This window comes from Bradyrhizobium sp. (assembly GCF_030654605.1).
Taxonomy (GTDB): Bacteria; Pseudomonadota; Alphaproteobacteria; order Rhizobiales; family Xanthobacteraceae; genus Bradyrhizobium.
This window is the reverse complement of the sequence record NZ_JAURXB010000068.1, coordinates 14,249-34,573: the sequence shown is the minus strand read 5'-3', so window position 1 is coordinate 34,573 and position 20,325 is coordinate 14,249. Positions and strand designations below refer to the sequence as shown.

General features: G+C 64.0%; 20 protein-coding genes. 11 read left to right on the top strand and 9 right to left on the bottom strand.

Annotated features, from left to right (window positions below):
• On the top strand, nucleotides 1–577 hold a 577-nt coding region (locus Q7U29_RS06715; RefSeq protein WP_304739756.1), incomplete at its 5' end, for a CoA ester lyase.
• A 158-nt stretch (nucleotides 578–735) separates the two neighbouring features.
• Here Q7U29_RS06715 and Q7U29_RS06710 read toward each other — a convergent pair.
• Both Q7U29_RS06710 and Q7U29_RS06705 read right to left on the bottom strand, forming a co-directional pair.
• On the bottom strand, nucleotides 736–1,146 hold the full coding sequence (locus tag Q7U29_RS06710) for a type II toxin-antitoxin system VapC family toxin (RefSeq protein WP_304739754.1): 411 nt from the start codon (nucleotides 1,144–1,146) through the stop codon (nucleotides 736–738).
• A 3-nt stretch (nucleotides 1,147–1,149) separates the two neighbouring features.
• Nucleotides 1,150–1,380: an AbrB/MazE/SpoVT family DNA-binding domain-containing protein gene (locus tag Q7U29_RS06705; RefSeq protein ID WP_304739752.1), complete on the bottom strand. Its 231-nt coding sequence runs from the start codon at nucleotides 1,378–1,380 to the stop codon at nucleotides 1,150–1,152.
• Between the two features lie 168 nt (nucleotides 1,381–1,548).
• On the opposite strand from Q7U29_RS06705, the gene Q7U29_RS06700 reads away from it, so the two are divergent.
• The 3 genes from Q7U29_RS06700 (at nucleotide 1,549) to Q7U29_RS06690 (ending at nucleotide 6,192) form a co-directional block, all read left to right on the top strand.
• Nucleotides 1,549–2,763 carry an aminotransferase class I/II-fold pyridoxal phosphate-dependent enzyme gene (locus tag Q7U29_RS06700; RefSeq protein WP_304739750.1) on the top strand — a complete coding sequence of 405 codons (1,215 nt, stop codon included), beginning with the start codon at nucleotides 1,549–1,551 and terminating at the stop codon, nucleotides 2,761–2,763.
• A 13-nt stretch (nucleotides 2,764–2,776) separates the two neighbouring features.
• Nucleotides 2,777–5,224 carry a DNA translocase FtsK gene (locus tag Q7U29_RS06695; protein WP_304739748.1) on the top strand — a complete coding sequence of 816 codons (2,448 nt, stop codon included), beginning with the start codon at nucleotides 2,777–2,779 and terminating at the stop codon, nucleotides 5,222–5,224.
• Nucleotides 5,225–5,397: 173 nt separating this feature from the next.
• Nucleotides 5,398–6,192, top strand: a complete 795-nt coding sequence (locus Q7U29_RS06690; protein WP_370691706.1) for an outer membrane lipoprotein carrier protein LolA — start codon at nucleotides 5,398–5,400, stop codon at nucleotides 6,190–6,192.
• Here the strand turns inward: Q7U29_RS06690 and Q7U29_RS06685 are convergent.
• Nucleotides 6,164–6,751 carry a TetR/AcrR family transcriptional regulator gene (locus tag Q7U29_RS06685; protein ID WP_304739746.1) on the bottom strand — a complete coding sequence of 196 codons (588 nt, stop codon included), beginning with the start codon at nucleotides 6,749–6,751 and terminating at the stop codon, nucleotides 6,164–6,166. The genes Q7U29_RS06690 and Q7U29_RS06685 overlap by 29 nt on opposite strands.
• 81 nt (nucleotides 6,752–6,832) lie before the next feature.
• On the opposite strand from Q7U29_RS06685, the gene Q7U29_RS06680 reads away from it, so the two are divergent.
• Both Q7U29_RS06680 and Q7U29_RS06675 read left to right on the top strand, forming a co-directional pair.
• On the top strand, nucleotides 6,833–7,207 hold the full coding sequence (locus tag Q7U29_RS06680) for a hypothetical protein (RefSeq protein WP_304739744.1): 375 nt from the start codon (nucleotides 6,833–6,835) through the stop codon (nucleotides 7,205–7,207).
• Between the two features lie 60 nt (nucleotides 7,208–7,267).
• The gene (locus Q7U29_RS06675; RefSeq protein ID WP_304739742.1) at nucleotides 7,268–8,083 is read left to right on the top strand and encodes an exodeoxyribonuclease III; all 816 of its coding nucleotides are present in this window, start codon (nucleotides 7,268–7,270) and stop codon (nucleotides 8,081–8,083) included.
• A gap of 126 nt (nucleotides 8,084–8,209) precedes the next feature.
• On the opposite strand, the gene Q7U29_RS06670 is transcribed toward Q7U29_RS06675, so the two are convergent.
• Nucleotides 8,210–8,653 (bottom strand): cyclic nucleotide-binding domain-containing protein, encoded by a 444-nt coding sequence (locus tag Q7U29_RS06670; RefSeq protein ID WP_304739740.1) that lies wholly within the window; start codon nucleotides 8,651–8,653, stop codon nucleotides 8,210–8,212.
• A 54-nt stretch (nucleotides 8,654–8,707) separates the two neighbouring features.
• Nucleotides 8,708–9,394 (bottom strand): response regulator transcription factor, encoded by a 687-nt coding sequence (locus Q7U29_RS06665; RefSeq protein ID WP_304739738.1) that lies wholly within the window; start codon nucleotides 9,392–9,394, stop codon nucleotides 8,708–8,710.
• A 218-nt stretch (nucleotides 9,395–9,612) separates the two neighbouring features.
• On the opposite strand from Q7U29_RS06665, the gene Q7U29_RS06660 reads away from it, so the two are divergent.
• Nucleotides 9,613–10,182, top strand: a complete 570-nt coding sequence (locus Q7U29_RS06660; RefSeq protein WP_304739736.1) for a L,D-transpeptidase — start codon at nucleotides 9,613–9,615, stop codon at nucleotides 10,180–10,182.
• 205 nt (nucleotides 10,183–10,387) lie between these two features.
• On the opposite strand, the gene Q7U29_RS06655 is transcribed toward Q7U29_RS06660, so the two are convergent.
• Nucleotides 10,388–11,077, bottom strand: coding sequence for a YggS family pyridoxal phosphate-dependent enzyme (locus tag Q7U29_RS06655; protein ID WP_304739734.1), 690 nt, complete (start codon nucleotides 11,075–11,077; stop codon nucleotides 10,388–10,390).
• A 106-nt stretch (nucleotides 11,078–11,183) separates the two neighbouring features.
• Here Q7U29_RS06655 and Q7U29_RS06650 point away from each other — a divergent pair, with 106 nt between their 5' ends.
• The 4 genes from Q7U29_RS06650 (at nucleotide 11,184) to holA (ending at nucleotide 17,392) form a co-directional block, all read left to right on the top strand.
• Nucleotides 11,184–12,875 (top strand): diguanylate cyclase domain-containing protein, encoded by a 1,692-nt coding sequence (locus Q7U29_RS06650; RefSeq protein ID WP_304739732.1) that lies wholly within the window; start codon nucleotides 11,184–11,186, stop codon nucleotides 12,873–12,875.
• Nucleotides 12,876–12,986: 111 nt separating this feature from the next.
• Nucleotides 12,987–15,623: a leucine--tRNA ligase gene (gene leuS, locus Q7U29_RS06645; RefSeq protein ID WP_304739731.1), complete on the top strand. Its 2,637-nt coding sequence runs from the start codon at nucleotides 12,987–12,989 to the stop codon at nucleotides 15,621–15,623.
• A complete protein-coding gene (gene lptE / locus Q7U29_RS06640; RefSeq protein WP_304739729.1) occupies nucleotides 15,610–16,161 on the top strand; it encodes an LPS assembly lipoprotein LptE in 552 nt (183 codons plus the stop codon). The genes leuS and lptE overlap by 14 nt, the downstream gene beginning before the upstream one ends.
• 202 nt (nucleotides 16,162–16,363) lie before the next feature.
• Nucleotides 16,364–17,392, top strand: a complete 1,029-nt coding sequence (holA, locus tag Q7U29_RS06635) for a DNA polymerase III subunit delta (RefSeq protein ID WP_304739727.1) — start codon at nucleotides 16,364–16,366, stop codon at nucleotides 17,390–17,392.
• 171 nt (nucleotides 17,393–17,563) lie between these two features.
• Here holA and Q7U29_RS06630 read toward each other — a convergent pair whose 3' ends face one another.
• The 3 genes from Q7U29_RS06630 to rsmG all read right to left on the bottom strand — a co-directional run bounded on the left by Q7U29_RS06630 (nucleotide 17,564) and on the right by rsmG (nucleotide 20,142).
• On the bottom strand, nucleotides 17,564–18,442 hold the full coding sequence (locus tag Q7U29_RS06630) for a ParB/RepB/Spo0J family partition protein (RefSeq protein ID WP_304739725.1): 879 nt from the start codon (nucleotides 18,440–18,442) through the stop codon (nucleotides 17,564–17,566).
• A 162-nt stretch (nucleotides 18,443–18,604) separates the two neighbouring features.
• The gene (locus Q7U29_RS06625; protein WP_304739723.1) at nucleotides 18,605–19,456 is read right to left on the bottom strand and encodes a ParA family protein; all 852 of its coding nucleotides are present in this window, start codon (nucleotides 19,454–19,456) and stop codon (nucleotides 18,605–18,607) included.
• Complete coding sequence (gene rsmG / locus Q7U29_RS06620) at nucleotides 19,453–20,142, bottom strand: 16S rRNA (guanine(527)-N(7))-methyltransferase RsmG (protein ID WP_304739758.1); 690 nt, start codon at nucleotides 20,140–20,142, stop codon at nucleotides 19,453–19,455. Before rsmG ends, Q7U29_RS06625 begins: the two co-directional genes overlap by 4 nt.
• Between the last annotated feature and the right edge of the window lie 183 nt (nucleotides 20,143–20,325).

Sequence of the window (20,325 nt, the reverse complement as noted above, 5' to 3'; positions counted from 1 at the left end):
GCGCGAGACGCCGGTCGCGATGGAATTGCTGATCGAGACAGCGCGCGGACTGGTCAACGTGGAGGCCCTCGCCGCGGCGGACCCGCTGGTGACCGCGTTGCATCTCGGCGTCGGCGACTTCGCCGCTTCGATCGGGGCGCGCAGCGCGGAAATCGGCGCGTCGCCGTCGGGATATCGCCATGTCGGCAACGCCGCAGACGGCCACCCCTCGGTGCCGCTGGACCTGTTCGCCTATCCGATGATGCGCCTGCTGGTCGCCGCGCGCGCCTTCGGGTTGCGCGCCATCGACGGCCCCTGCGGCGCGTTCCGCGACGCGATCGCCACCGCATCGACGGCAGCCAAGGCCGCCGCGATGGGATTCGACGGCAAACAGGTCATCCACCCCAGCCAGATCGAACCGACGCGAAACGCCTTCATCCCCTCGGACGAGGAACTGGCCTACGCCGAGCGCGCCATCGCCGCGCTGGAAGAGGCGGAGCGAAACGGACAAGGCGCTGTCACGGTCGACGGCAAGATGGTGGACTACGCCAACATCCGGATGATCCGGCGGCTGATGAATTTTCGGGGGCAGGATTGAGGGGCAGGCGGGGCCTCACCACAAAAGTTCGAAAACAACCCCATGTACAGAAAGGATGTATTTGAAATCACATCACAAAAAAGATGCGCCTTTGGCCGGATTCTGACCTGCTCACGCCCCCTCGCGAGGTCAGAGGGAGTATCCAGAGCGCGCCATCCTCATCCCTCGCTTTCCGGTGCAATCAGCGTCACGCTCGGGAAATAGTGCCGATAGCGTTGCGCATCGCGTGTCAGTAGCGGCAGTCCCTCAAGCTCTGCATGCGCTCCAATGAAAAAGTCAGGCAACACCCCGGTGCGTGGGCCGCCGGCGGCGCGATAACGCGCGAACGCCTTGCCAGCCAGAAACAGCGATTTCCGGGGCATCGAGGCGACGGTGATGCCAGCAACCGCCAACGCCGAATCGAACTCCTCAATGCTCTGGAAGCGAACTGAACTCTCCGCATAGATTACATCGTTGATTAGCAGCGGGCCGTGTAGCGCAGCTTCCTCAAGCTGTTGAAGCGCCCATTCCCACCAATTCGGGGTCCTGGTGAAGATATCGAGCAGGATATTCGAATCCACCAGCGTCACGGGTCATTCCCCGCGAGTCGTGGCCATAATCTCGTCGGTTGATGGACCGGGACCCGCAATACCGACCAACTTGGCGAAACGACTTGGCTGACGCGTGCCGTCAGCCTTTTCAATGACGATACTGCCGTCGGCAGCGCGCCGGAACGCAATCTGGCTGCCAGGACCAATTCCCAGATGGTCGCGAACCGGCTTCGGGATCGTCACTTGGCCCTTGCTCGTAACCGTGGTTGCCATCGCGAACTCCAAAGTAATACCTACAAATAATATGGTAATACGTCGCAAAGTGTCCAGTGCCGCCGATGGTTAATCGCGTCTTAACCTCGCCGTATCTATGGTGGTTTGATCCGTTTTTGCCGGTCTCGACGTGCGACCGGCTGCCCCGAGAGTGCTGGCGCTTTACGCATGGCAATCACCGCTTCATCACGTGCGCCGCAGGCCCCCGGCAGCCAGGAAGGCGAGCGCTCGCCGTTTTTGCGCACGGCCGAGCTGCTGGCGCCGTATCAGCCGGGTAAGCCTTTGATTGCGTTATCATTAGGCGAGCCGCAGCATCCCGTGCCGGACTTTGTCGGCCCGGTGCTGGCCAGGCACATCGCCGATTTCGGCCGTTACCCCATCGCCAAGGGCATCGAGCCGTTCCGCCGGGCCGCCGCCAACTGGCTCGCCCGCCGGTTCGAGCTGCCGCGGGCGATCGATCCCGAAACCGAGCTCTTGGTGCTGAACGGCAGCCGTGAGGGGCTGTTTTTCGCCGCGCTCACCGCGGCGCGCTATGTCGGCGAGCGCAAGGGCAGGCCCGCGATCCTGATACCGAATCCGTTCTATCCGGCCTATGCCGCCGGCGCCCGCGCCGCGGGCTGCGAAGCGATTTTCCTGCCGACCACGCTCGCCAACGGATTCCTGCCGGATCTCGACGCTCTCGACGACGCCACGCTGGCGCGAACCGTGGCGATCTACATCGCCTCGCCGGCCAATCCGCAAGGCGCGGTGGCATCGAGACAATATCTCAGCCGCCTGAAGCAGCTCGCCGACCGCTTCGGCTTCATGATTCTGAGCGACGAATGCTATTCCGAAATCTACACCAGGGAAGCGCCCGGCAGCATGCTGGAATGCGCCGGGCCGGATTTCACCAATGCGGTGGCGTTCCAGTCGCTGTCGAAGCGCTCCAACCTGCCGGGCATGCGGGTCGGCTTTGCCGCCGGCGACGCGAAATTTCTCGGCATGTTCCACGAGCTACGCAATGTGGCGGCCCCGCAGGTGCCGGTGCCGCTGCAGCAGGTTGCGGTCGCGGCCTACGCCGACGAGGCGCATGTCGAAGAGAATCGCAGGCTCTACCGGATCAAATTCGATCTCGCCGACCAGATCCTCGGCAATCGCTACGGATACCATCGTCCCGCCGGCGGCTTCTGTGTCTGGCTCGATGTGTCGGACCGCGGCGGCGACGAAGCCGCGGCGATAAAGCTCTACAGGGACGCCGGCGTTCGGGTGATTCCCGGGAGTTACCTGGCGCGCCCGCAGGCCGACGGCAGCAATCCCGGCGCCGGTTACATCAGGCTGGCGCTGGTTGCAGACAGTGAAACAACAGCCGAGGCGTTGCACCGGCTGGTCGAAACTTTGAAATAGTCGCGAAGGCCCCATGAGCATGCCAGCGATCGAACGCGTCCTTCCCCTGGTCGGCCATTTGCCGGCGTCCATCCGCGAGGCGCTGGCGCGGCGCCTGCGCGAACTCGCCGGACTTGCGCTGATCTCACTGTCCGGCGTGGCCACGGCGGCGCTGATGACCTGGTCGGTGCAGGATCCCAGCCTCAGCCATGCGACCTCGCGCCCGATCCGCAACATCCTCGGCTATCCCGGCGCGATCACCGCCGATCTGTTGATGCAGATCATCGGTCTCGGCGCCATCATGCTGATCCTCCCTGTCGCCGTATGGGGCTGGCGCATGCTGACCCACCGCACCTTCGACCGTGAAGCGCTGCGGATCGCCTGCTGGATTCTCTGCACGGTGATCTCGGCGGGCTTTGCCAGCTGCTGGGCGCATGGCGGAGCATGGCCGCTGCCGACCGGGCTTGGCGGCGTGGTCGGCGACGCGCTGGTGCGCGCGCCTGCCGTCGTGTTCGGACCGCCCGGTCTGGTCTATCGCCTCGTCCTCGGGGTCATCCTGTTCGCCGGCGTGGTGGCGACCTTCCTGTTCGCGAGCGGGATGGGCTCGCGTCCGCATGAAGCGGAACTGACTGACATCGAGGACGACGACGCACCGTTCGTGGAAGAAGACGATCGCGGCTCGGTCTCGCTCGGGTGGGTGTATCATGCCGTCATGAGCGCCAAGGCGCGGCTCGCATGGCTGTTCTCGCTGGCCTATCGCTCGCTGGTGGCGAGCGCGCCGCAGCCACGCACGGCCTCGTTCGAGCGCCAGGAACCCAATCTGGGCGGTCGCGCCGCGCCATCACTGGCACCGCAGGCCGAAGAGGATTTCGTCGACGAGGAAGAAGAAGACGAAGAGGAAGTTCCCGCCGCCCGTGCCCCGCGCAAGAAGGCCGCACCGCGCACGCCCCAGCGCAAGGCTTCGGAAAAATTCGAACTGCCTTCGGTGTCGGTGCTGACCGCGCCGAAAGCCGCGGACCGGCAGCCGCTGAGCAAGGCCGAGCTCGAAGCCAATTCGCGCGCGCTGGAAAGTGTGCTCGGCGATTTCGGCGTGCGCGGCGAAATCGTCAAGGCACATCCCGGCCCTGTCGTGACGCTGTACGAACTCGAACCCGCGCCCGGCATCAAATCCTCGCGCGTCATCGGCCTCGCCGACGACATCGCCCGCTCGATGAGCGCGCTGTCGGCGCGCGTCGCCGTCGTCCCCGGCCGCAACGCCATCGGCATCGAACTGCCTAACGCGCATCGCGAAAAGGTTTACTTGCGCGAATTGCTCACCGCCAAGGACGAATCAGTGGCCAAACTGCCGCTCTGCCTCGGCAAGAACATCGGCGGCGAATCCATCATCATCGATCTGGCGCGCACGCCGCACATGCTGATCGCCGGCACCACCGGCTCCGGCAAATCCGTCGCCATCAACACCATGATCCTCAGCCTGGTCTATCGGTTGCGGCCGGATCAGTGCCGCCTGATCATGGTCGATCCGAAGATGCTCGAGCTCTCGGTCTATGACGGCATCCCGCATCTGCTGACGCCTGTGGTGACCGATCCGAAGAAGGCCGTGGTCGCGCTGAAGTGGGCGGTGCGCGAGATGGAAGAGCGCTACAAGAAGATGTCCAAGCTCGGCGTGCGCAACATCGACGGCTACAACCAGCGCCTGCTCGAAGCCAAGACCAAGGGCGAAGAGCTGAGCCGCACCGTGCATACCGGCTTCGACAAGGAAACCGGCAAGGCGATCTACGAGGAAGAGAAGCTCGACCTCGATCCGTTGCCCTACATCGTCATCATCGTCGACGAAATGGCCGACCTGATGATGGTCGCCGGCAAGGATATCGAAGGCGCGGTGCAGCGCCTGGCGCAGATGGCGCGCGCCGCGGGCCTGCACGTGATCCTGGCGACGCAACGGCCGTCGGTCGACGTCATCACCGGCACCATCAAGGCGAACTTCCCGACCCGCATCTCGTTTCAGGTCACGTCGAAAATCGACAGCCGCACCATCCTCGGTGAAATGGGCGCCGAGCAGCTGCTCGGACAGGGCGACATGCTTTACATGGCGGGCGGCGGACGCATCAGCCGCGTCCACGGCCCCTTCGTCTCGGACGAAGAGGTCGAGAAGGTGGTGCGCCACCTCAAATCGCAGGGCCAGCCCGAATATCTCGAGGCGGTCACCGCGGAAGAGCCCACCGACGAAGACGGCGCGGTGTTCGATTCCAACGGCATGGGCGGCGGCGAGGGTGGCGGCGGCGACCTGTTCTCGCAGGCGGTGGCGATCGTCAAGCGCGACCGCAAGGCCTCCACCAGCTACATCCAGCGCCGGCTGCAGATCGGCTATAACCGCGCCGCGTCGCTGATGGAGCGAATGGAACTCGAAGGTATCGTCGGGCAGGCAAATCACGCCGGTAAACGTGAAATTCTGGTCGAAGAGGAAGAAAGCCGCTTTTGAACGTTACCGAGCCTGAAGGGACTGCCTGACGCGGCATGATATTTTCACGGAAAAACGATATCTCCTTGGGCCGAAAGCACGGTAAAATGGCAGTCAGGCAGGACGACACGTTGAACAGAAATCTGAAATCTCGAATGGCCAGACCACCTGCAACCCTCAGCATGCGCGCCGCGATGTACACCGGCATGCACACCGGCCTGGCGCTACTGATCGCGGCAGCCGTGGCCGGCGCGGCGACACCGTCTCAGGCGCAGACCGTTCCGATTCCAAAGCCCGCGCCGAAGGGCCGCGACGTGCAGCTCAGCGCATCGGAGCCGCTCCGCGCGCCGATGACGACCGGGACCACTCAGACGGCACCACCGAATCCGGTGATTCCCGATCCGCGTCGCAATGTTCCTGCCAATATCTTTGCGACGTTCGACGCCAACCAGAAGGCGCAGGCCGCCAAGGTGAGTTCCTATCTGTCGTCGCTGCAGACGCTGGTCGGAAATTTCGTCCAGGTCGGACCCGATGGCACCAAGATCAAGGGTGACTTCTACATCCAGAAGCCCGGCAAGGTGCGTTTCGAGTATGAGCCGCCGAGCCCGATCGCGATTATCGCCGACGGATCCTCGCTGGCGGTGCGCGACAGCAAGCTGGCGACCCAGGACATCTATCCGCTGTCGCAGACCCCGCTGCGGTTTCTGCTGTCGGATCGCATCGACCTGTTGAAGGATACCAATGTCGTCAGCGTGACCGCGGACGACCTGTTCATCAGCGTCACCATCGAGGAGAAGCAGGCGTTGATCGGCACCAGCCGCCTGATGCTGATGGTCGGCGCCAAGGACGGCCAGCTCAAGCAATGGACCGTGACCGACCCGCAGGGCTATGACACCACGGTCGCGGTCTACAATGTGGATTCCTCCAGGAAGCTCGATCCCGGCTTGTTCAAGATCGACTTCACGAATTACCAGACGCCGCCGGGCTAGCTTCCATCACTGCGCGATAAGCCGCCGCGATCATTGTGTCGATCTCGGCGGGCGGTTTTTGTTTTGGCAGAAACAGCCGCACCGCGCCGTAGGGCATCGCAATCAACGCTATCCGGCATTGCAGGTCCGAGCGGCCCGATCGCGCCGCGAATGCTCCGACGACCTTCATGGCGAATTTGTTGATAGCAGCCGCTTCACGCCGCAAATGCGCCGGCGTGCGCGCGTCGAGAAAATCTTCCTGCCGGCGGAGCGTGAGCAGGCTCGCAAGGTCTGGATTCTCGCGTGACCAGCGCGGCACTGTCAACGCCGCCTCGACGCCTTGTTCGGCGTTGGCCGCCGCATCAACCGCCGGCACAAAGGCGGACTGAAAGCTGCGCACCGCGAGCAGCCAGGCTTCGCCGAGAATTTCCTCGCGCGAGTCGAAGCGATGGTAGATCGAGCCGATAGTGGCGCCAGATGCGGCCGCCAGCGCCTGGATGGTGACCGGGCGGCCCATTGCCGCCTCGGCGGCGGCGGCCAAAAGCAGATCTTCCCGGGTGAACCTGGCGGCGCGGCCCATCCTCAGCTCCCTTGTTGATATTCTAGAATAATAGTTCTATTTTAGAGGCCGTCAATCGCACTGATTGTTCTGGAGAAAAAAATGCTCAATCCCGGATTTGCCTGCGCCAGCTCGCTGGCTCTACTCACCTTCGCCGTGCACACTTTTGTCGGCGGCATCTATGTCGTTCGTCCGCTGCTGGAAGTGGAGGGGCTCAGCAGGGCATCGCGCTGGCTGAATTATTATTGCTGGCACATGACCACCCTGACGCTGGTGATCATGGCCGTCATGTTCGGCTGGTCGGCCTACGAGCCAACCGCGCGCGGCTTCGGCGTGCTGTTCACGGTCATGGCCGCCGCGTTTTCCGTGCTGTGTATCGGCGTCGCGCTGAAGGGCGGCGTGCGGCCCTTTCGCTTTCCGGCCACCAGCCTGTTCGCGGCGGTGGCGGTCGCCGGCCTGTGGGGCGCCTCGCTCTAGGCGCATCGCCTGTGCAAAACCCGCAAGGCACGGCCTAAACCATGTTAAGACGCAGTCCCCATGCGCTTCTCCCTGACCACCTGGAATATCAATTCGGTGCGCCTGCGCATCGAGATCGTCGCCAAATTCCTCAAATCGGCGCGGCCCGACGTGCTTTGCCTGCAGGAGACGAAGTGCATCGACGACGCATTCCCGCTGAAGCGGTTCAAGCGTCTCGGCTATGAGCATGTCGCGCTGAACGGACAGAAGGGCTATCACGGCGTCGCGGTGATCTCGAAGCTGCCGTTCGAGAGCACCGACATCCGCACCTTCTGCGAGAATCTCGATTCGCGTCACATCTCGGTTTCGTTCGGCGAGAAGGCGCAGCTGACAAAACCGCTGGTGCTGCATAATTTCTACGTGCCGGCGGGCGGCGACATTCCCGATCCGGCGCTCAACCCGAAATTCAAACACAAGCTGCAATTTCTCGACGAGATGAAGACCTGCGAAGAGCTGCATCCGCGCGGCGACGCCCGGCATATCCTGGTCGGCGATCTCAACGTGGCGCCGCACGAGAACGACGTGTGGTCACACAGGCAGCTCCTGAAGGTGGTGTCGCACACCCCGATCGAAACCGAGAAATTGCTCGCCGCCCAGGCTCACGGCGAATGGTTCGACGTCGCGCGCGAGCGCATCCCGCTGTCGGAAAAGGTCTACACCTGGTGGAGCTACCGCGCCGCCGACTGGACGCTGGCCGATCGCGGCCGCCGGCTCGATCACATCTGGGTATCGCGCGCGCTGAAGGACGGTGTCAGCGATTTCCGGATCACCAGGGACGCGCGCGGCTGGGAGCGGCCGTCCGACCATGTCCCGGTGACGGTGACGCTGGAGGTGTGACGGTCGTCCCTGCGAACACAGGGACCCATAGCCACCGGCTTGAGTTTGGCGACGAGTGCGTCATCCATCTCGTTTCAACGAGAGCACAACGCGGTATGGGTCCCTGTGTTCGCAGGGACGACGGTCTCAAATGCTCAGCTTGGCGCCCGCCATCAGGATGTCGCTGGCAAGCTGGCTGGTGCGGGTGGCGAATTCGTCGCGCAGCCGGCGGGCCGCGGCGGGGTCGCTTTCCAGCACGCGCTGAAACAGGCTGCGCGCGACCCGGATCACCGAGGAGTTTTCCAGCGCGGTCGCGGTCGACGGCCGCTGCATCGCCACCACCAGCGCGAGTTCGCCGAGCAGGGCGCCCGGACCCGCGATGACTTCCGCGCCGCCGCCGTCCTCGACCCGGAACGCGCCCCGTTGAACGATGAAGCCGGCATCGGCGTCGTCGCCCTCATTGAAGAGGATTTCGCCGCGCGCGAAATTGCGCTGCTCGGAGCCGATCGCGAGCATGCGCAGCGCCGTCGCCCCCAGCAGGCGAAGGGTGGGGACGCGCTCGAGTAGCGCTACATCATCTTCGATCGACATGCAGAACCGGTGATCGGGATGCGCGGATGAATACGAATCGGCGGGCGAATCGTATCACGGCACCAGCTTGTAGCCACCGGCTTCCGTCACCAGTATCTCGGGATTGGCCGCATCTTTCTCGATCTTCTGACGCAGCCGGTAGATGTGGGTTTCAAGGGTGTGGGTGGTGACGCCCGAATTATAGCCCCACACCTCCTGCAGCAGCGTCTCGCGCGAGACCGGCAGCTGGCCGGCACGGTACAGGAACCGGAGGATCGCGGTTTCCTTCTCGGTCAGGCGCACCTTCCGGGCATTGGCGCCGGTCAGCATCTTGGAGCCGGGCCGGAAGGAGTAGGGGCCGACCGAAAACACCGCGTCTTCGCTGGCTTCATGCTGGCGCAGCTGGGCCCGGATTCGCGCCAGCAGCACCGCAAACCGGAACGGTTTTGCGACGTAATCGTTGGCGCCGGATTCCAGCCCCAAAATCGTGTCGGAATCGGTATCGTGCCCGGTGAGCATGATGATCGGAGCCTTGAAGCCGCCCTTGCGCAGACTGCGCACCACTTCACGGCCGTCGGTGTCCGGCAGCCCGACATCCATCAGCACGAGATCGGGAGAATTGGCCTTGGCCGCGCTGGCGCCCTTGGCGCCGGTATCGACGGCAGAGGCCTCGAATTCGTCGTGCAGCGACAATTGCTCCACCAGCGTATCGCGCAGATCGGTGTCGTCATCCACGATCAGGATCTTGCGGGCAGTGGCCATTGGTACAATCCTCTTGGGGCATGCGACGGAGCAAGCGTAAGCGCCGTCGGCCGAGACCAGTTTCGTCAGTCAGGTTCGTATTGAGGTAAGGGGCTGTTACAGATTCACAAGCCGAAACCCATTCTACTCCAGATTTGGATGGCTTTAGGATGAATGTCGGGGTCGGCGTGAAATAGAGCATTTGCCGCCAAGGTGGCAACCGGGATTTGGCGATTCGCATGGGAAAGTCCAATATTTCAATCACTTATCAGACAAGTCCGCGTGATCGGCCGCTTTCCGCGATCCTTGTTCGCGCCGCCGCCGGCGATCCGCGACGGGGCTGGCTGACGGCCGGCGGACAGACCTTGCCGGTCGCGCTGGGGCGCGGCGGCATTCTGGCCAACAAGCGCGAGGGCGACGGCGGCACCCCCCGGGGCACCTTTCGGCCCCGGCAAGTGTGGTGGCGGGCCGACCGCCACGCCCGGCCGCGCACGTTTTTGCCGGTTCGCGCCATCCAGCCGGAAGACGCCTGGTGCGAAGACCCCGGCGACCGTCATTACAACCAGCCGGTGCGGCGCGAGGCCGGGCAGGGCGGCGACCGGCTCAAGCGCGACGATCACCTCTATGATTTCATCGTCGAGATCGATCACAACGCCGAACCCCGTATAGCCGGCCGCGGCAGCGCGGTCTTCCTGCATCTGGCGCGCGACAATTTCGGACCGACCGCCGGATGCGTCGCGATGACGAAATCGGCGATGCTGCGGTTGCTGCAGCGGATCGGACCCGAAACGAAGATCGTGATTGAGTGAGTTCGTGAACTCGTAGACCGGATGGAGCGAAGCGTAATCCGGGACCGGCCGCGATGAAAGAACCCGGATTTCGCTTCGGTAGGTCACGGCAAGAACGTGCTCGGCGAATTATCCACCGTCATTGCGAGCGAAGCGAAGCAATCCATCTTTCTTGGCGCAGCAACATGGATTGCTTCGTCGCAAGTGCTCCTCGCAATGACGAAACCTACCTCGTCCCGAAAATCGCCGAGCCGATCCGCACATGGGTGGCGCCGAACGCAATCGCGATGGCAAAATCGGCGCTCATGCCCATCGAGAGCTTCGTCAATCCGTTGCGCGCGGCAATCTTCGCGGTCAGCGCGAAATGCGGCGCCGGGGCCTCGTTGACCGGCGGAATGCACATCAGGCCGGTAATCGACAGACCATACTTTTCCCGGCACGCGGCAATGAAGGCGTCGGCATCGCCGGGGGCGACGCCCGCCTTCTGCGGCTCCTCGCCGGTATTGAGCTGAACGAACAATTCGGGCCGGCGTTTTTGGGAATCGATTTCCTTGGCTAACGCTTCGCAAATGCTCGGACGGTCGACCGAATGGACCGCGTCGAACAGCGCCACGGCTTCCCGGGCCTTGTTGGATTGCAGCGGGCCGATCAGATGCAGCGCGATGCCGGGGTAAGCCGACATTAACCCCGGCCACTTCGCCTTGGCTTCCTGCACGCGATTTTCGCCGAAAACGCGCTGTCCCGCCGCGATCACGGGCGTAATCGCATCGGCATCGAAGGTCTTGGACACCGCGATCAGCGTCACCGATTGGCGATCGCGCCGCGCGTCCTCGCAGGCGCGCGCGATGTCGTGCTCCACCGTGGCCAATCCGTTTGGTAAATGCGGGGTTATCGGCAGGAAATTTTGCGGCGTCATGTCATCCGTTGGCGCTAGATTTACGGGTTAGTTCGAATTTTACCCAGTTCCGGAAAGGCTTCTTGAACCCTTCCCTATACCCTGCATCCGGGGTCAGGGGACTAAGATGTCACGGGTCAGCTTCAACCGCAAAAGAGTGAAACTCAAGAAGGTTCTGGGAATCCGCGCGCGGCTGGCGTTGCTGGCGCTGATCCTGGTGACGCCGTTGATGCTGGAGCGCGTCCGCTCGCTGGAGGACACGAGGGCCAAGCAGATCGCGCTTGCCTCGGCCGAATTCGCCAGTCTCGCCAAGCACAGCGCCGATATGCAGCGCGAGGTGATTTCGTCGGTCGAGACGGTGCTGAGGTCCACGGCCTATGTCCGCGGTTCCGAGGGCGGCGTCAGCCGCAGTTGCGACATCATGCGCGCCAGCCTGCCCGCCAGTCTGCCGTGGATCCGCAGCCTGATGATCGTCGGCGGCGATGGACGGATCCAGTGCTCGACCAACAACCTGTTTGTCGGTCTCGATCTCAGCGACCGGCCCTACCTCATCAAGGCGCGCGAGAGCCGCGACTTTGTTTTCAGCGACTTCGTGCTCGCCAGACCCACCAATACGCCCGTCGTGATGGCGGCCTATCCGGTCTCCGCCATCAACCCGGACAACGACTCGGTCGTACTGGCCGGCGTCAATCTCGACTGGATGTCCAAGATCATGAGCAATCTCGGCAGCCGGCCCGGCGTCACCGCGGCGCTGGTCGACAGTGCCGGAACCGTGCTGGCGGCGCCGGCGGATCAGGCCGGCATGATCGGCCGTCCCCTGGACACCGTGCCGCTGCTGTCGTCGATCGCCGAAAAGGCCTTCGGTTCGAACCAGCCGGAGGGATCTCTTTCTTTCCTTGCCGTCGATGGCTCGAAGCGCATCGTCAACTTCGCGCGCATCACCGGCACGCAATCGCGGCTCATCATCAGCATCGACGAAGCCAGGGTTTCCGCTGTTATCAATGGCGAGATTCGCACCGCCTATCTGCAACTCGCCTTCGTCTGCCTGTTCGTGCTGCTCGGCGCGCTGGTCGCCGCCCAGAAGCTGATCATCCAGCCGATCGAGACGATGGCTGCGATGGCGAAGCGATTCGGCCAGGGCGAATGGTCGGTACGCGCCGCGCGCAAGTCGCTGCCGGCCGAATTCGTGCCATTGGCCCGCGCCTTCAACGCGATGGCGGCGCAGCTCGGCAAGCGCGAGCGCGAACTGCTCGCCACCAATGACCGGCTCACCGTGATGGCGTCGATCGACATGCTGTCGGGCCTTGCCAACCGGCGCGGCTTCCAGAGCCGGCTCGACTTCGAATGGATGAAGGCCCAGCAATATGACAGCGAGCTGTCGCTGCTGATGATCGACGTTGATCACTTCAAACTGTTCAACGACACCTATGGCCACCCCGAAGGCGACGCCTGTCTGACCAGGCTCGGCGACACGCTGTCCGCCGTCGCCGGCGAGACCATGGGCTTTGCCGGCCGCTACGGCGGCGAGGAATTCTGCCTGCTGCTGCCGAACACCGACGCCAAACGCGCACTCGAAATCGGCGAGATGGTGCGCGCTGCGATCCAGAATCTCGCAATGCCTCATTCGACCTCGAGCTTCCTGACCGTCACCGCCAGCGTCGGGGTGGCCTGCACCCGGCCGAACGAAAAGCAGCAGCCGGGCGACCTGATCGAGGCCGCCGACGCCGCCCTCTACGCCGCCAAGCACCGCGGCCGCAACACGGTGGTCGAGCACGGGTTCGTGCGGCTGACGGACGGCGGAATGGCGCTGGCGAGCTGAGCTCTCCGCCATCCTTTGATGGTGCTGGGGCGTTGACCCCCCAGCCGCTTTTGTGGCCTAGTCCGCCGTCCCCTGAGACGGCCCCTGACCTGCAAAAAGCCCAGCGATTCCATGACCTCCGAACGATACAACGCACGCGAAACCGAGCCGCGCTGGCAACGCCAGTGGGACGAAAAGGCGATCTTCGCCTCGAAAAACGAGGATACAAGGCCGAAATACTACGTGCTCGAGATGTTCCCCTACCCCTCCGGGCGCATCCATATCGGCCATGTCCGCAACTATACGCTGGGCGACGTGCTGGCGCGGTTCATGCGGGCCAAGGGTTTCAACGTGCTGCACCCGATGGGCTGGGACGCCTTCGGGCTGCCGGCGGAGAACGCCGCGATCGAGCGCAAGGTGGCGCCGAAGGCGTGGACCTACGAGAATATCGCAGCGATGAAGAAGCAGCTGCGCTCGATCGGGCTGTCGCTGGACTGGAGCCGGGAGTTCGCTACCTGCGATCCCTCCTACTACAAGCATCAGCAGAAGATGTTCAACGACTTCCTGCGCGCAGGATTAGCCGAGCGGGAGAAGCGCAAGATCAACTGGGATCCGGTCGACATGACCGTGCTCGCCAACGAGCAGGTGATCGACGGCCGCGGCTGGCGCTCCGGCGCCGTGGTCGAACAGCGCGAGATGAACCAGTGGGTCTTCAAGATCACGAAGTACTCGCAGGAACTGCTGGACGCGCTGGACGGGCTGGATCGCTGGCCCGACAAGGTGCGGCTGATGCAGCGCAACTGGATCGGCCGCAGCGAAGGCATGCTGGTGCGCTTCGCGCTCGATCCGACGACGACGCCGGCCGGCGAGACCGAGCTGAAGATTTTCACCACCCGGCATGACACGCTGTTCGGCGCCAAGTTCATGGCGATCGCGCCGGATCATCCGCTGGCGCAGGCGGCTGCGGCGAAAAATCCTGAACTCGCGGAGTTCATCGCGGAAGCCAAACGTCACGGCACCGCGCAGGAAATCATCGACACCCAGGAGAAGCAGGGTTTTGACACCGGCATCCGGGCGATCCACCCGCTCGACCCCGACTGGAAGCTGCCGGTCTACGTCGCCAATTTCGTGCTGATGGAATACGGCACCGGCGCGATCTTCGGCTGTCCGGCGCACGACCAGCGCGACCTCGATTTCGTCAATAAATACGGCCTCGGCAACACGCCGGTGGTCTGTCCCGGAGGCCAGGATCCGAAGGCGTTCGTCATCACCGACACCGCCTATGACGGCGACGGCCGCATGATCAATTCGCGCTTTCTCGACGGCATGACCATCGAAGCGGCCAAAGCCGAGATAGCCAAGCGGCTGGAAAACGAGGTCCGTGGCAGCATGCCGGTCGGCGAGCGGCAGGTGAACTTCCGGCTGCGCGACTGGGGCATTTCGCGGCAGCGCTATTGGGGTTGCCCGATCCCGGTGATCCACTGCCCCACCTGCGATGTCGTGCCGGTGCCCGATGCGGACCTGCCGGTGGTGCTGCCGGAGGATGTCTCCTTCGACAAGCCCGGCAATGCGCTCGACCATCATCCGACCTGGAAGCACGTCGCCTGCCCCAAATGCGGGGCCAAGGCTACGCGCGAAACCGACACCATGGACACGTTCGTGGATTCGTCGTGGTATTTCGCGCGCTTCACCGATCCGTGGAACGAGAAGGCGCCGACCACGCCTGATGTCGCCAACCGGATGATGCCGGTCGACCAGTATATCGGCGGCGTCGAACATGCGATCCTGCATCTGCTCTACAGCCGCTTCTTCACCCGCGCCATGAAGGCCACTGGCCATATCGGCATGGACGAGCCGTTCGCCGGCATGTTCACCCAAGGCATGGTGGTGCACGAGACCTACCAGAAGGCCGATGGCGGTTACGTCACGCCGGCCGAGGTGCGGATCGAGGCCGGCGGCAACGGCAAGCGTGCCATCCTGCTGACCACGGGCGAGGACATCACCGTCGGCGCCATCGAGAAGATGTCGAAGTCGAAGCGCAACACGGTCGACCCCGACGACATCATCGCCACCTACGGCGCCGACGTCGCGCGCTGGTTCATGCTGTCGGATTCGCCGCCGGACCGCGACGTGATCTGGAGCGACGAGCGGGTGCAGGGCGCCTCGCGGTTCGTGCAACGGCTGTGGCGGCTGGTCAATGAATCCGCCGGGATTGCCCAATCAGCCCCGGCGGCACGGCCGGCGGCGTTCGGCGCGGACGCGTTGGCGCTGCGCAAGGCCGCCCATGGCGCGCTGGACAAGGTCTCCACCGGGATCGAAAAGCTGCATTTCAACGTCTGCCTCGCCCATATCCGCGAGTTCACCAATGCGCTGGCCGAGGTTTTGGCCCGTGAAGGGCAGCCCTCGCCGGATCTGGCTCCAGATTTGTCTTGGTCGGTCCGGGAGGCCGCGGTCATCCTTGTTCAACTGTTCGCGCCCATGATGCCTCATCTGGCCGAGGAGTGCTGGACGGTTTTGGGCCAGAAGGGACTGATTTCAGAGGCGAATTGGCCCCAAATCGAACGCGATTTGCTGATTGAAGATACCGTGACGCTGGTGGTCCAGGTCAACGGCAAGAAGCGGGGTGATGTCACCGTGCCACGGGGTGCCGAAAATCCGGAAATTGAGGCTGCCGTTTTGGCTCTCGATGCGGTAAAACAGGCCCTCGGCGGCAACGCCGTGCGCAAGGTGATCGTTGTTCCCATGAGGATCGTGAATGTCGTTGGCTAAAACCCGCATCGCCGCTCGGCTTCTGGTCGTGGCCGCCCTGGCGGCGCTGACGGCCGGCTGCTTTCAGCCGATGTATGCCGAGCGTACCGACGGCACCCCCGGCCTGCGCGAAAAGCTGATGGGCGTGGACGTCCCGCCGGTCGACAAGCCCAACGCCTCGCGCGAGGCGCGGGTCCAGGTCGAAATCCGCAACGCGCTGAAGTTCAAGCTCTATGGCAACGCCACCGGCATGCCCCCGACGCACAAGCTGGTGCTGCGATTCGGCAGCAGCCGCTCGTCGCTGATGCTCGATCCCGCCACCGCGCTGCCATCCAGCGAGAATTACGGCATCGATGCCCAGTACAATCTGATCGATCTCGCCACCAACAAATCGGTCATGACGGGAACGACGTTCGCGCGGGTATCCTACGACATTCCCGGCCAGCTGCAACGCTTCGCCCGCGCCCGCGCCTTCCGCGACGCCGAGGATCGCGCCGCGGCCGAGATCGCGGAAAACATCCAGACCCGGCTGGCGTCATTCTTCGTCGCGGGGACCTGACCCCCGTCTACACCCTCCCCTGGAGGGGGAGGGTCGACGCGAATGCAATGAGCGGCGGGGTGGGGTGACAGTCTCTCCCTTCGCGCAGTGCGCCTGTTGAAGGATCACCCCACCCCGTCTCACATGTCGCTACGCTCCATGTGAGCCGACCCTCCCCCTCCAGGGGAGGGTGAAGATCAGCTTCTCTGTTGGATCCAGTTCCATGGTCGCGCTTCGCGGAAAAGAGATCGACGCTTTTCTCGCCCGGCCCGACCCGGCGCGTCCCATCATTCTTCTGTACGGTCCCGATGCCGGCCTCGTGCGCGAGCGCGCCGATGCGCTGCTGGCGTCCGCGGTCGACGATCCCAATGATCCGTTCTCGCTGGTGCGGCTCGATGGCGACGAACTCTCGGCCGAGCCGTCGCGGCTGGTCGATGAAGCGATGACCATACCGATGTTCGGCGGCCGCCGCGCCATTCGCGTCCGCGCCGGCTCGCGCAATTTCGCCAGCGGAGTCGACACGCTGGCGGATTCTCCCTTGAAGGATTGCCGCATCGTGATCGAGGCCGGCGAGCTGCGACCGGAATCGCCGCTGCGCAAGGCCTGCGAGCGCGCCAGGACCGCGGTCGCGATCGCCTGCTATGCCGACGACGCCGGCGCGCTCGCGCGATTGATCAACAGCGAGCTGCGGGTCTCGAATCTGAGCATCGCCGCCGATGCCCGCGCGGTCCTGATGTCGCTGCTCGGCGGCGACCGCCAGGCCTCGCGCAACGAGCTGAAGAAACTTGCATTGTACTCGCATGGCGGGCGCGAGGTTACGCTCGACGACGTGATGGCGGTGGTCGCCGACGCCTCCGAGCTCAAGATGGACCCGATCGTCGACGGCGCCTTCGCGGGAAAGCCGGATCTGGTGGAAACCGAATTCGCCAAGGCCATGGTGGCCGGCACCTATCCGGGCATGATCATTTCAGCCGCGCAGCGCCATGCCGCCTGGCTGCACAAGACCAGCCTCGCGGTGGCCGAGGGCACGCCGGTATCGACCCTGCTCGACAGCGGGTTCCCGCGGCTGCATTTTTCCCGGAAGCCGAGTGCAGAGGTGGCGCTGCGGAACTTCAGCCCGGCGCGGCTGGCCGGAATCATCGAACAGCTCGCGACCGCCGCGCTGGAGTCGCGCAAGCAATCGACGCTGGCCGCCGTGATCACGCAGCGCGCGCTGATGTCGATCGCGGTGAATGCCAAGCGGCGGGGATGATCTTCCCCCTCTCCCGCTTGCGGGGGAGGGCCGGGGTGGGGGTGTCTCAGCGGGCACAGACCGAGAGATTGAAGATTGAGCGAGAGAGATTGCTCGCGGATAGAGCCCCCACCCGCGCGCTTTGCGCGCGACCTCCCCCGCAAGCGGGAGAGGTCAAGAAAAGCGCCCGCCCTACCCCGTCGCGTCCAGCCTGCGCAAAATCTCGTCGAGCTGGTCGAGGTCGCTATATCGGATATGCACCGTGCCGGCGGGATCGCGGTGATCGATGCTGACCGCGAGGCCCAGCGCGTCGCTGACGCGCTTCTCGAGCGCGACCGTGTCGGGGTTCTTCACCTTGCCGCCGCGCACCTTCTGCGGCTTGCGTTCCGGAACACCTTCGTCGTGGGCCAATGCCTCGGCCTGGCGCACGTTGAGGCCTTCCTCGACGATGCGTTTTGCCGCCGCCGCCGGATCGGGGACACCGATCAAGGCGCGCGCATGCCCCGCGGATAGCTGCCCCAGCGCAATGTAGGCCTGCACCTCGGCCGGCAGCTTGGTCAGCCGCATCATGTTGGCGACGTGGCTGCGGCTCTTGCCGACGATCTTGGCGATCTCGTCCTGGCTGCGTTTGAATTCACTGGAAAGCGCGTGATAGCCCTGCGCCTCTTCCAGCGCATTGAGGTCTTCGCGCTGCACGTTTTCTATGATCGCAATTTCCAGCGCATCCGCGTCGCTGACGTCGACCGGCACGATCGGCACTTCGTGCAGCCCTGCGATCTGCGAGGCGCGCCAGCGCCGTTCGCCGGCGATGATTTCGAAGCGGTCCTGCACGCCCTTGACCGGACGCACCACGATCGGCTGGATCACGCCGTGCTGCTTGATCGAATCCGACAGCTCGCCGAGTTCGGCATCGGAAAAAGTCCGGCGCGGATTGCGCGGATTGGGTTTGAGGAATTCGATCGGCACCTTGCGCTGCGTGCGCGGCCGCTCCAGATGCGCGGCCTCGCCGCCGACATCACCGATCAGACTTGCAAGACCGCGGCCCAGTCGCGAACGCGCTTCGTCGGCCATCGCCAGCTCCCTTGGATTCACGCAAACCGCTCCTGTTCACTTCGTCTTCGTAGGGTGGGCAAAGGCGCTCTTCGCGCCGTGCCCACCATTCTTCTTGCCTGACGTTTATTGGTGGGCACGGCGCGAAGGGCGCGCCTTTGCCCACCCTACGGCTGCGTCACTCTAATGCGTGCGCAGCTCGCGCTCGCGCTGGATCACTTCGGTCGCGAGCTTGAGATAGGCTTCGCTGCCGACGCATTTGAGATCGTACACCAGCACCGGCTTGCCGTAGGACGGCGCCTCGGAGATGCGCACGTTGCGCGGGATCATGGTGTTGTAGACCTTGGCGCCCATGAACTGGCGCACGTCGGCGACGACCTGGTTCGACAAATTGTTGCGCGAGTCGAACATGGTCAGCACGATGCCGTGGATCGAGAGATTGGGATTGAGGGTCGAGCGCACCTGCTCCACCGTCTGCAGCAATTGCGACAGGCCTTCGAGCGCGAAGAACTCGCATTGCAGCGGCACCAGGATCGCATCGGAGGCGGCCATCGCATTGACGGTGAGAAGATTGAGCGACGGCGGACAATCGATCAGCACGTAGGTGTAATCGGCATCCGGCGCGGCGTCGGTGTTCAGCGCAGCGATCGCATCGCGCAGGCGGAAGGCGCGGTCGCGGGTCGAGCCGAGTTCAAGCTCGAGGCCCGACAGATCCATCGTCGAGGCCGCGATATGCAGCCGCGGCACCGCGGTCGCCACGACGGCGTCGCGCAGCGGCGCCTCGCCGATCAGCACGTCATAGGTCGAGCAGCTGCGGCTGCGGCGATCGATGCCAAGGCCGGTCGAGGCGTTGCCTTGCGGATCGAGATCCACGATCAGCACCCGCTCCCCGATCGCCGCCAGCGCGGTGCCGAGATTGATCGCGGTAGTGGTCTTGCCTACGCCGCCCTTCTGGTTGGCGAGCGCCAGGATGCGCGGATGGCCGGCCGGGTGCGGGGCCTTATCCTCTTGATATATTTGATCAATTACGGTCATGCGCTGACGCCATTTTCTGTCGCGGATGGATTGCGCCGCTCGATCTGGTCGAGCTCGACGATCCAGCCGTGTCCGCCGGTGCGGCTGGAATGAAGATGCGGCTTGATATTCCAATATTTAGTGGCTTCGGTCAATTCAGCCTCTACATCTTGGCCTTTGAGGAACAACGCCTTCGCGCCGCGCCTCACCAGCGGCTCCGCGAAGCCGGTGAGCTGGTGTAGCGGAGCCACCGCCCGGGCAGTGACGCAATCGACAGGCCCGGTGATTCTATCCACACTATCCCCGATATCCGCGAGGTGAACGTTGCCGGGCGAGTTGGTAACTCGCAGCGCCTCGCGCAGGAACGCGGCCTTCTTGGCATTGCGCTCGACCAGGTGAATGATGGCGCCCGGCGTCCCCGCCAGCGCGCAGGCCAGCACCACTCCGGGAAAGCCCCCGCCGCTGCCGAGATCGGCCCAAACCCTGGCGGAGGGAGCGATCGTCAGAAGCTGCAGGGAATCGGCGATGTGGCGGGTCCACAGATTGGGAAGCGTCGACGGCGCCACCAGATTGGTTGTGGCCTGCCACTCCAGCAACAGATCGACATAGCGATCCAGCCGCGCCTCGGTTTCACGTGAAACAGGCGTCAACGCCAGTGCCGCGGCTTTGTCCGCGGGGAGAATGGGGGATTTTGGTGCTTTGAGCATGTGTTGAGGTGTACCGACCGTATTCAAATCGTCATTGCGAGCCAACGGGGTCGCGCGAATACGCGCCCGATAATAAACTCCGCGAAGCAACCCATGTAGAGTATTCGACAGATAGATATCGATTGCTTCGTCGCTACGCTCCTCGCAATGACCATGAGAGAGCTTTGTTTCACGTGAAACAGA

Excerpts from the sequence above, each read along its gene's own strand:
- Q7U29_RS06705 (WP_304739752.1), bottom strand. The coding sequence starts at position 1,380 with ATGGCAACCACGGTTACGAGCAAGGGCCAAGTGACGATCCCGAAGCCG.
- Q7U29_RS06700 (WP_304739750.1), top strand. The coding sequence starts at position 1,549 with ATGGCAATCACCGCTTCATCACGTGCGCCGCAGGCCCCCGGCAGCCAG.
- Q7U29_RS06695 (WP_304739748.1), top strand. The coding sequence starts at position 2,777 with ATGAGCATGCCAGCGATCGAACGCGTCCTTCCCCTGGTCGGCCATTTG.
- Q7U29_RS06690 (WP_370691706.1), top strand. The coding sequence starts at position 5,398 with ATGTACACCGGCATGCACACCGGCCTGGCGCTACTGATCGCGGCAGCC.
- Q7U29_RS06685 (WP_304739746.1), bottom strand. The coding sequence starts at position 6,751 with ATGGGCCGCGCCGCCAGGTTCACCCGGGAAGATCTGCTTTTGGCCGCC.
- Q7U29_RS06680 (WP_304739744.1), top strand. The coding sequence starts at position 6,833 with ATGCTCAATCCCGGATTTGCCTGCGCCAGCTCGCTGGCTCTACTCACC.
- Q7U29_RS06675 (WP_304739742.1), top strand. The coding sequence starts at position 7,268 with ATGCGCTTCTCCCTGACCACCTGGAATATCAATTCGGTGCGCCTGCGC.
- Q7U29_RS06670 (WP_304739740.1), bottom strand. The coding sequence starts at position 8,653 with ATGTCGATCGAAGATGATGTAGCGCTACTCGAGCGCGTCCCCACCCTT.
- Q7U29_RS06665 (WP_304739738.1), bottom strand. The coding sequence starts at position 9,394 with ATGGCCACTGCCCGCAAGATCCTGATCGTGGATGACGACACCGATCTG.
- Q7U29_RS06660 (WP_304739736.1), top strand. The coding sequence starts at position 9,613 with ATGGGAAAGTCCAATATTTCAATCACTTATCAGACAAGTCCGCGTGAT.
- Q7U29_RS06655 (WP_304739734.1), bottom strand. The coding sequence starts at position 11,077 with ATGACGCCGCAAAATTTCCTGCCGATAACCCCGCATTTACCAAACGGA.
- Q7U29_RS06650 (WP_304739732.1), top strand. The coding sequence starts at position 11,184 with ATGTCACGGGTCAGCTTCAACCGCAAAAGAGTGAAACTCAAGAAGGTT.
- leuS (WP_304739731.1), top strand. The coding sequence starts at position 12,987 with ATGACCTCCGAACGATACAACGCACGCGAAACCGAGCCGCGCTGGCAA.
- lptE (WP_304739729.1), top strand. The coding sequence starts at position 15,610 with ATGTCGTTGGCTAAAACCCGCATCGCCGCTCGGCTTCTGGTCGTGGCC.
- holA (WP_304739727.1), top strand. The coding sequence starts at position 16,364 with ATGGTCGCGCTTCGCGGAAAAGAGATCGACGCTTTTCTCGCCCGGCCC.
- Q7U29_RS06630 (WP_304739725.1), bottom strand. The coding sequence starts at position 18,442 with ATGGCCGACGAAGCGCGTTCGCGACTGGGCCGCGGTCTTGCAAGTCTG.
- Q7U29_RS06625 (WP_304739723.1), bottom strand. The coding sequence starts at position 19,456 with ATGACCGTAATTGATCAAATATATCAAGAGGATAAGGCCCCGCACCCG.
- rsmG (WP_304739758.1), bottom strand. The coding sequence starts at position 20,142 with ATGCTCAAAGCACCAAAATCCCCCATTCTCCCCGCGGACAAAGCCGCG.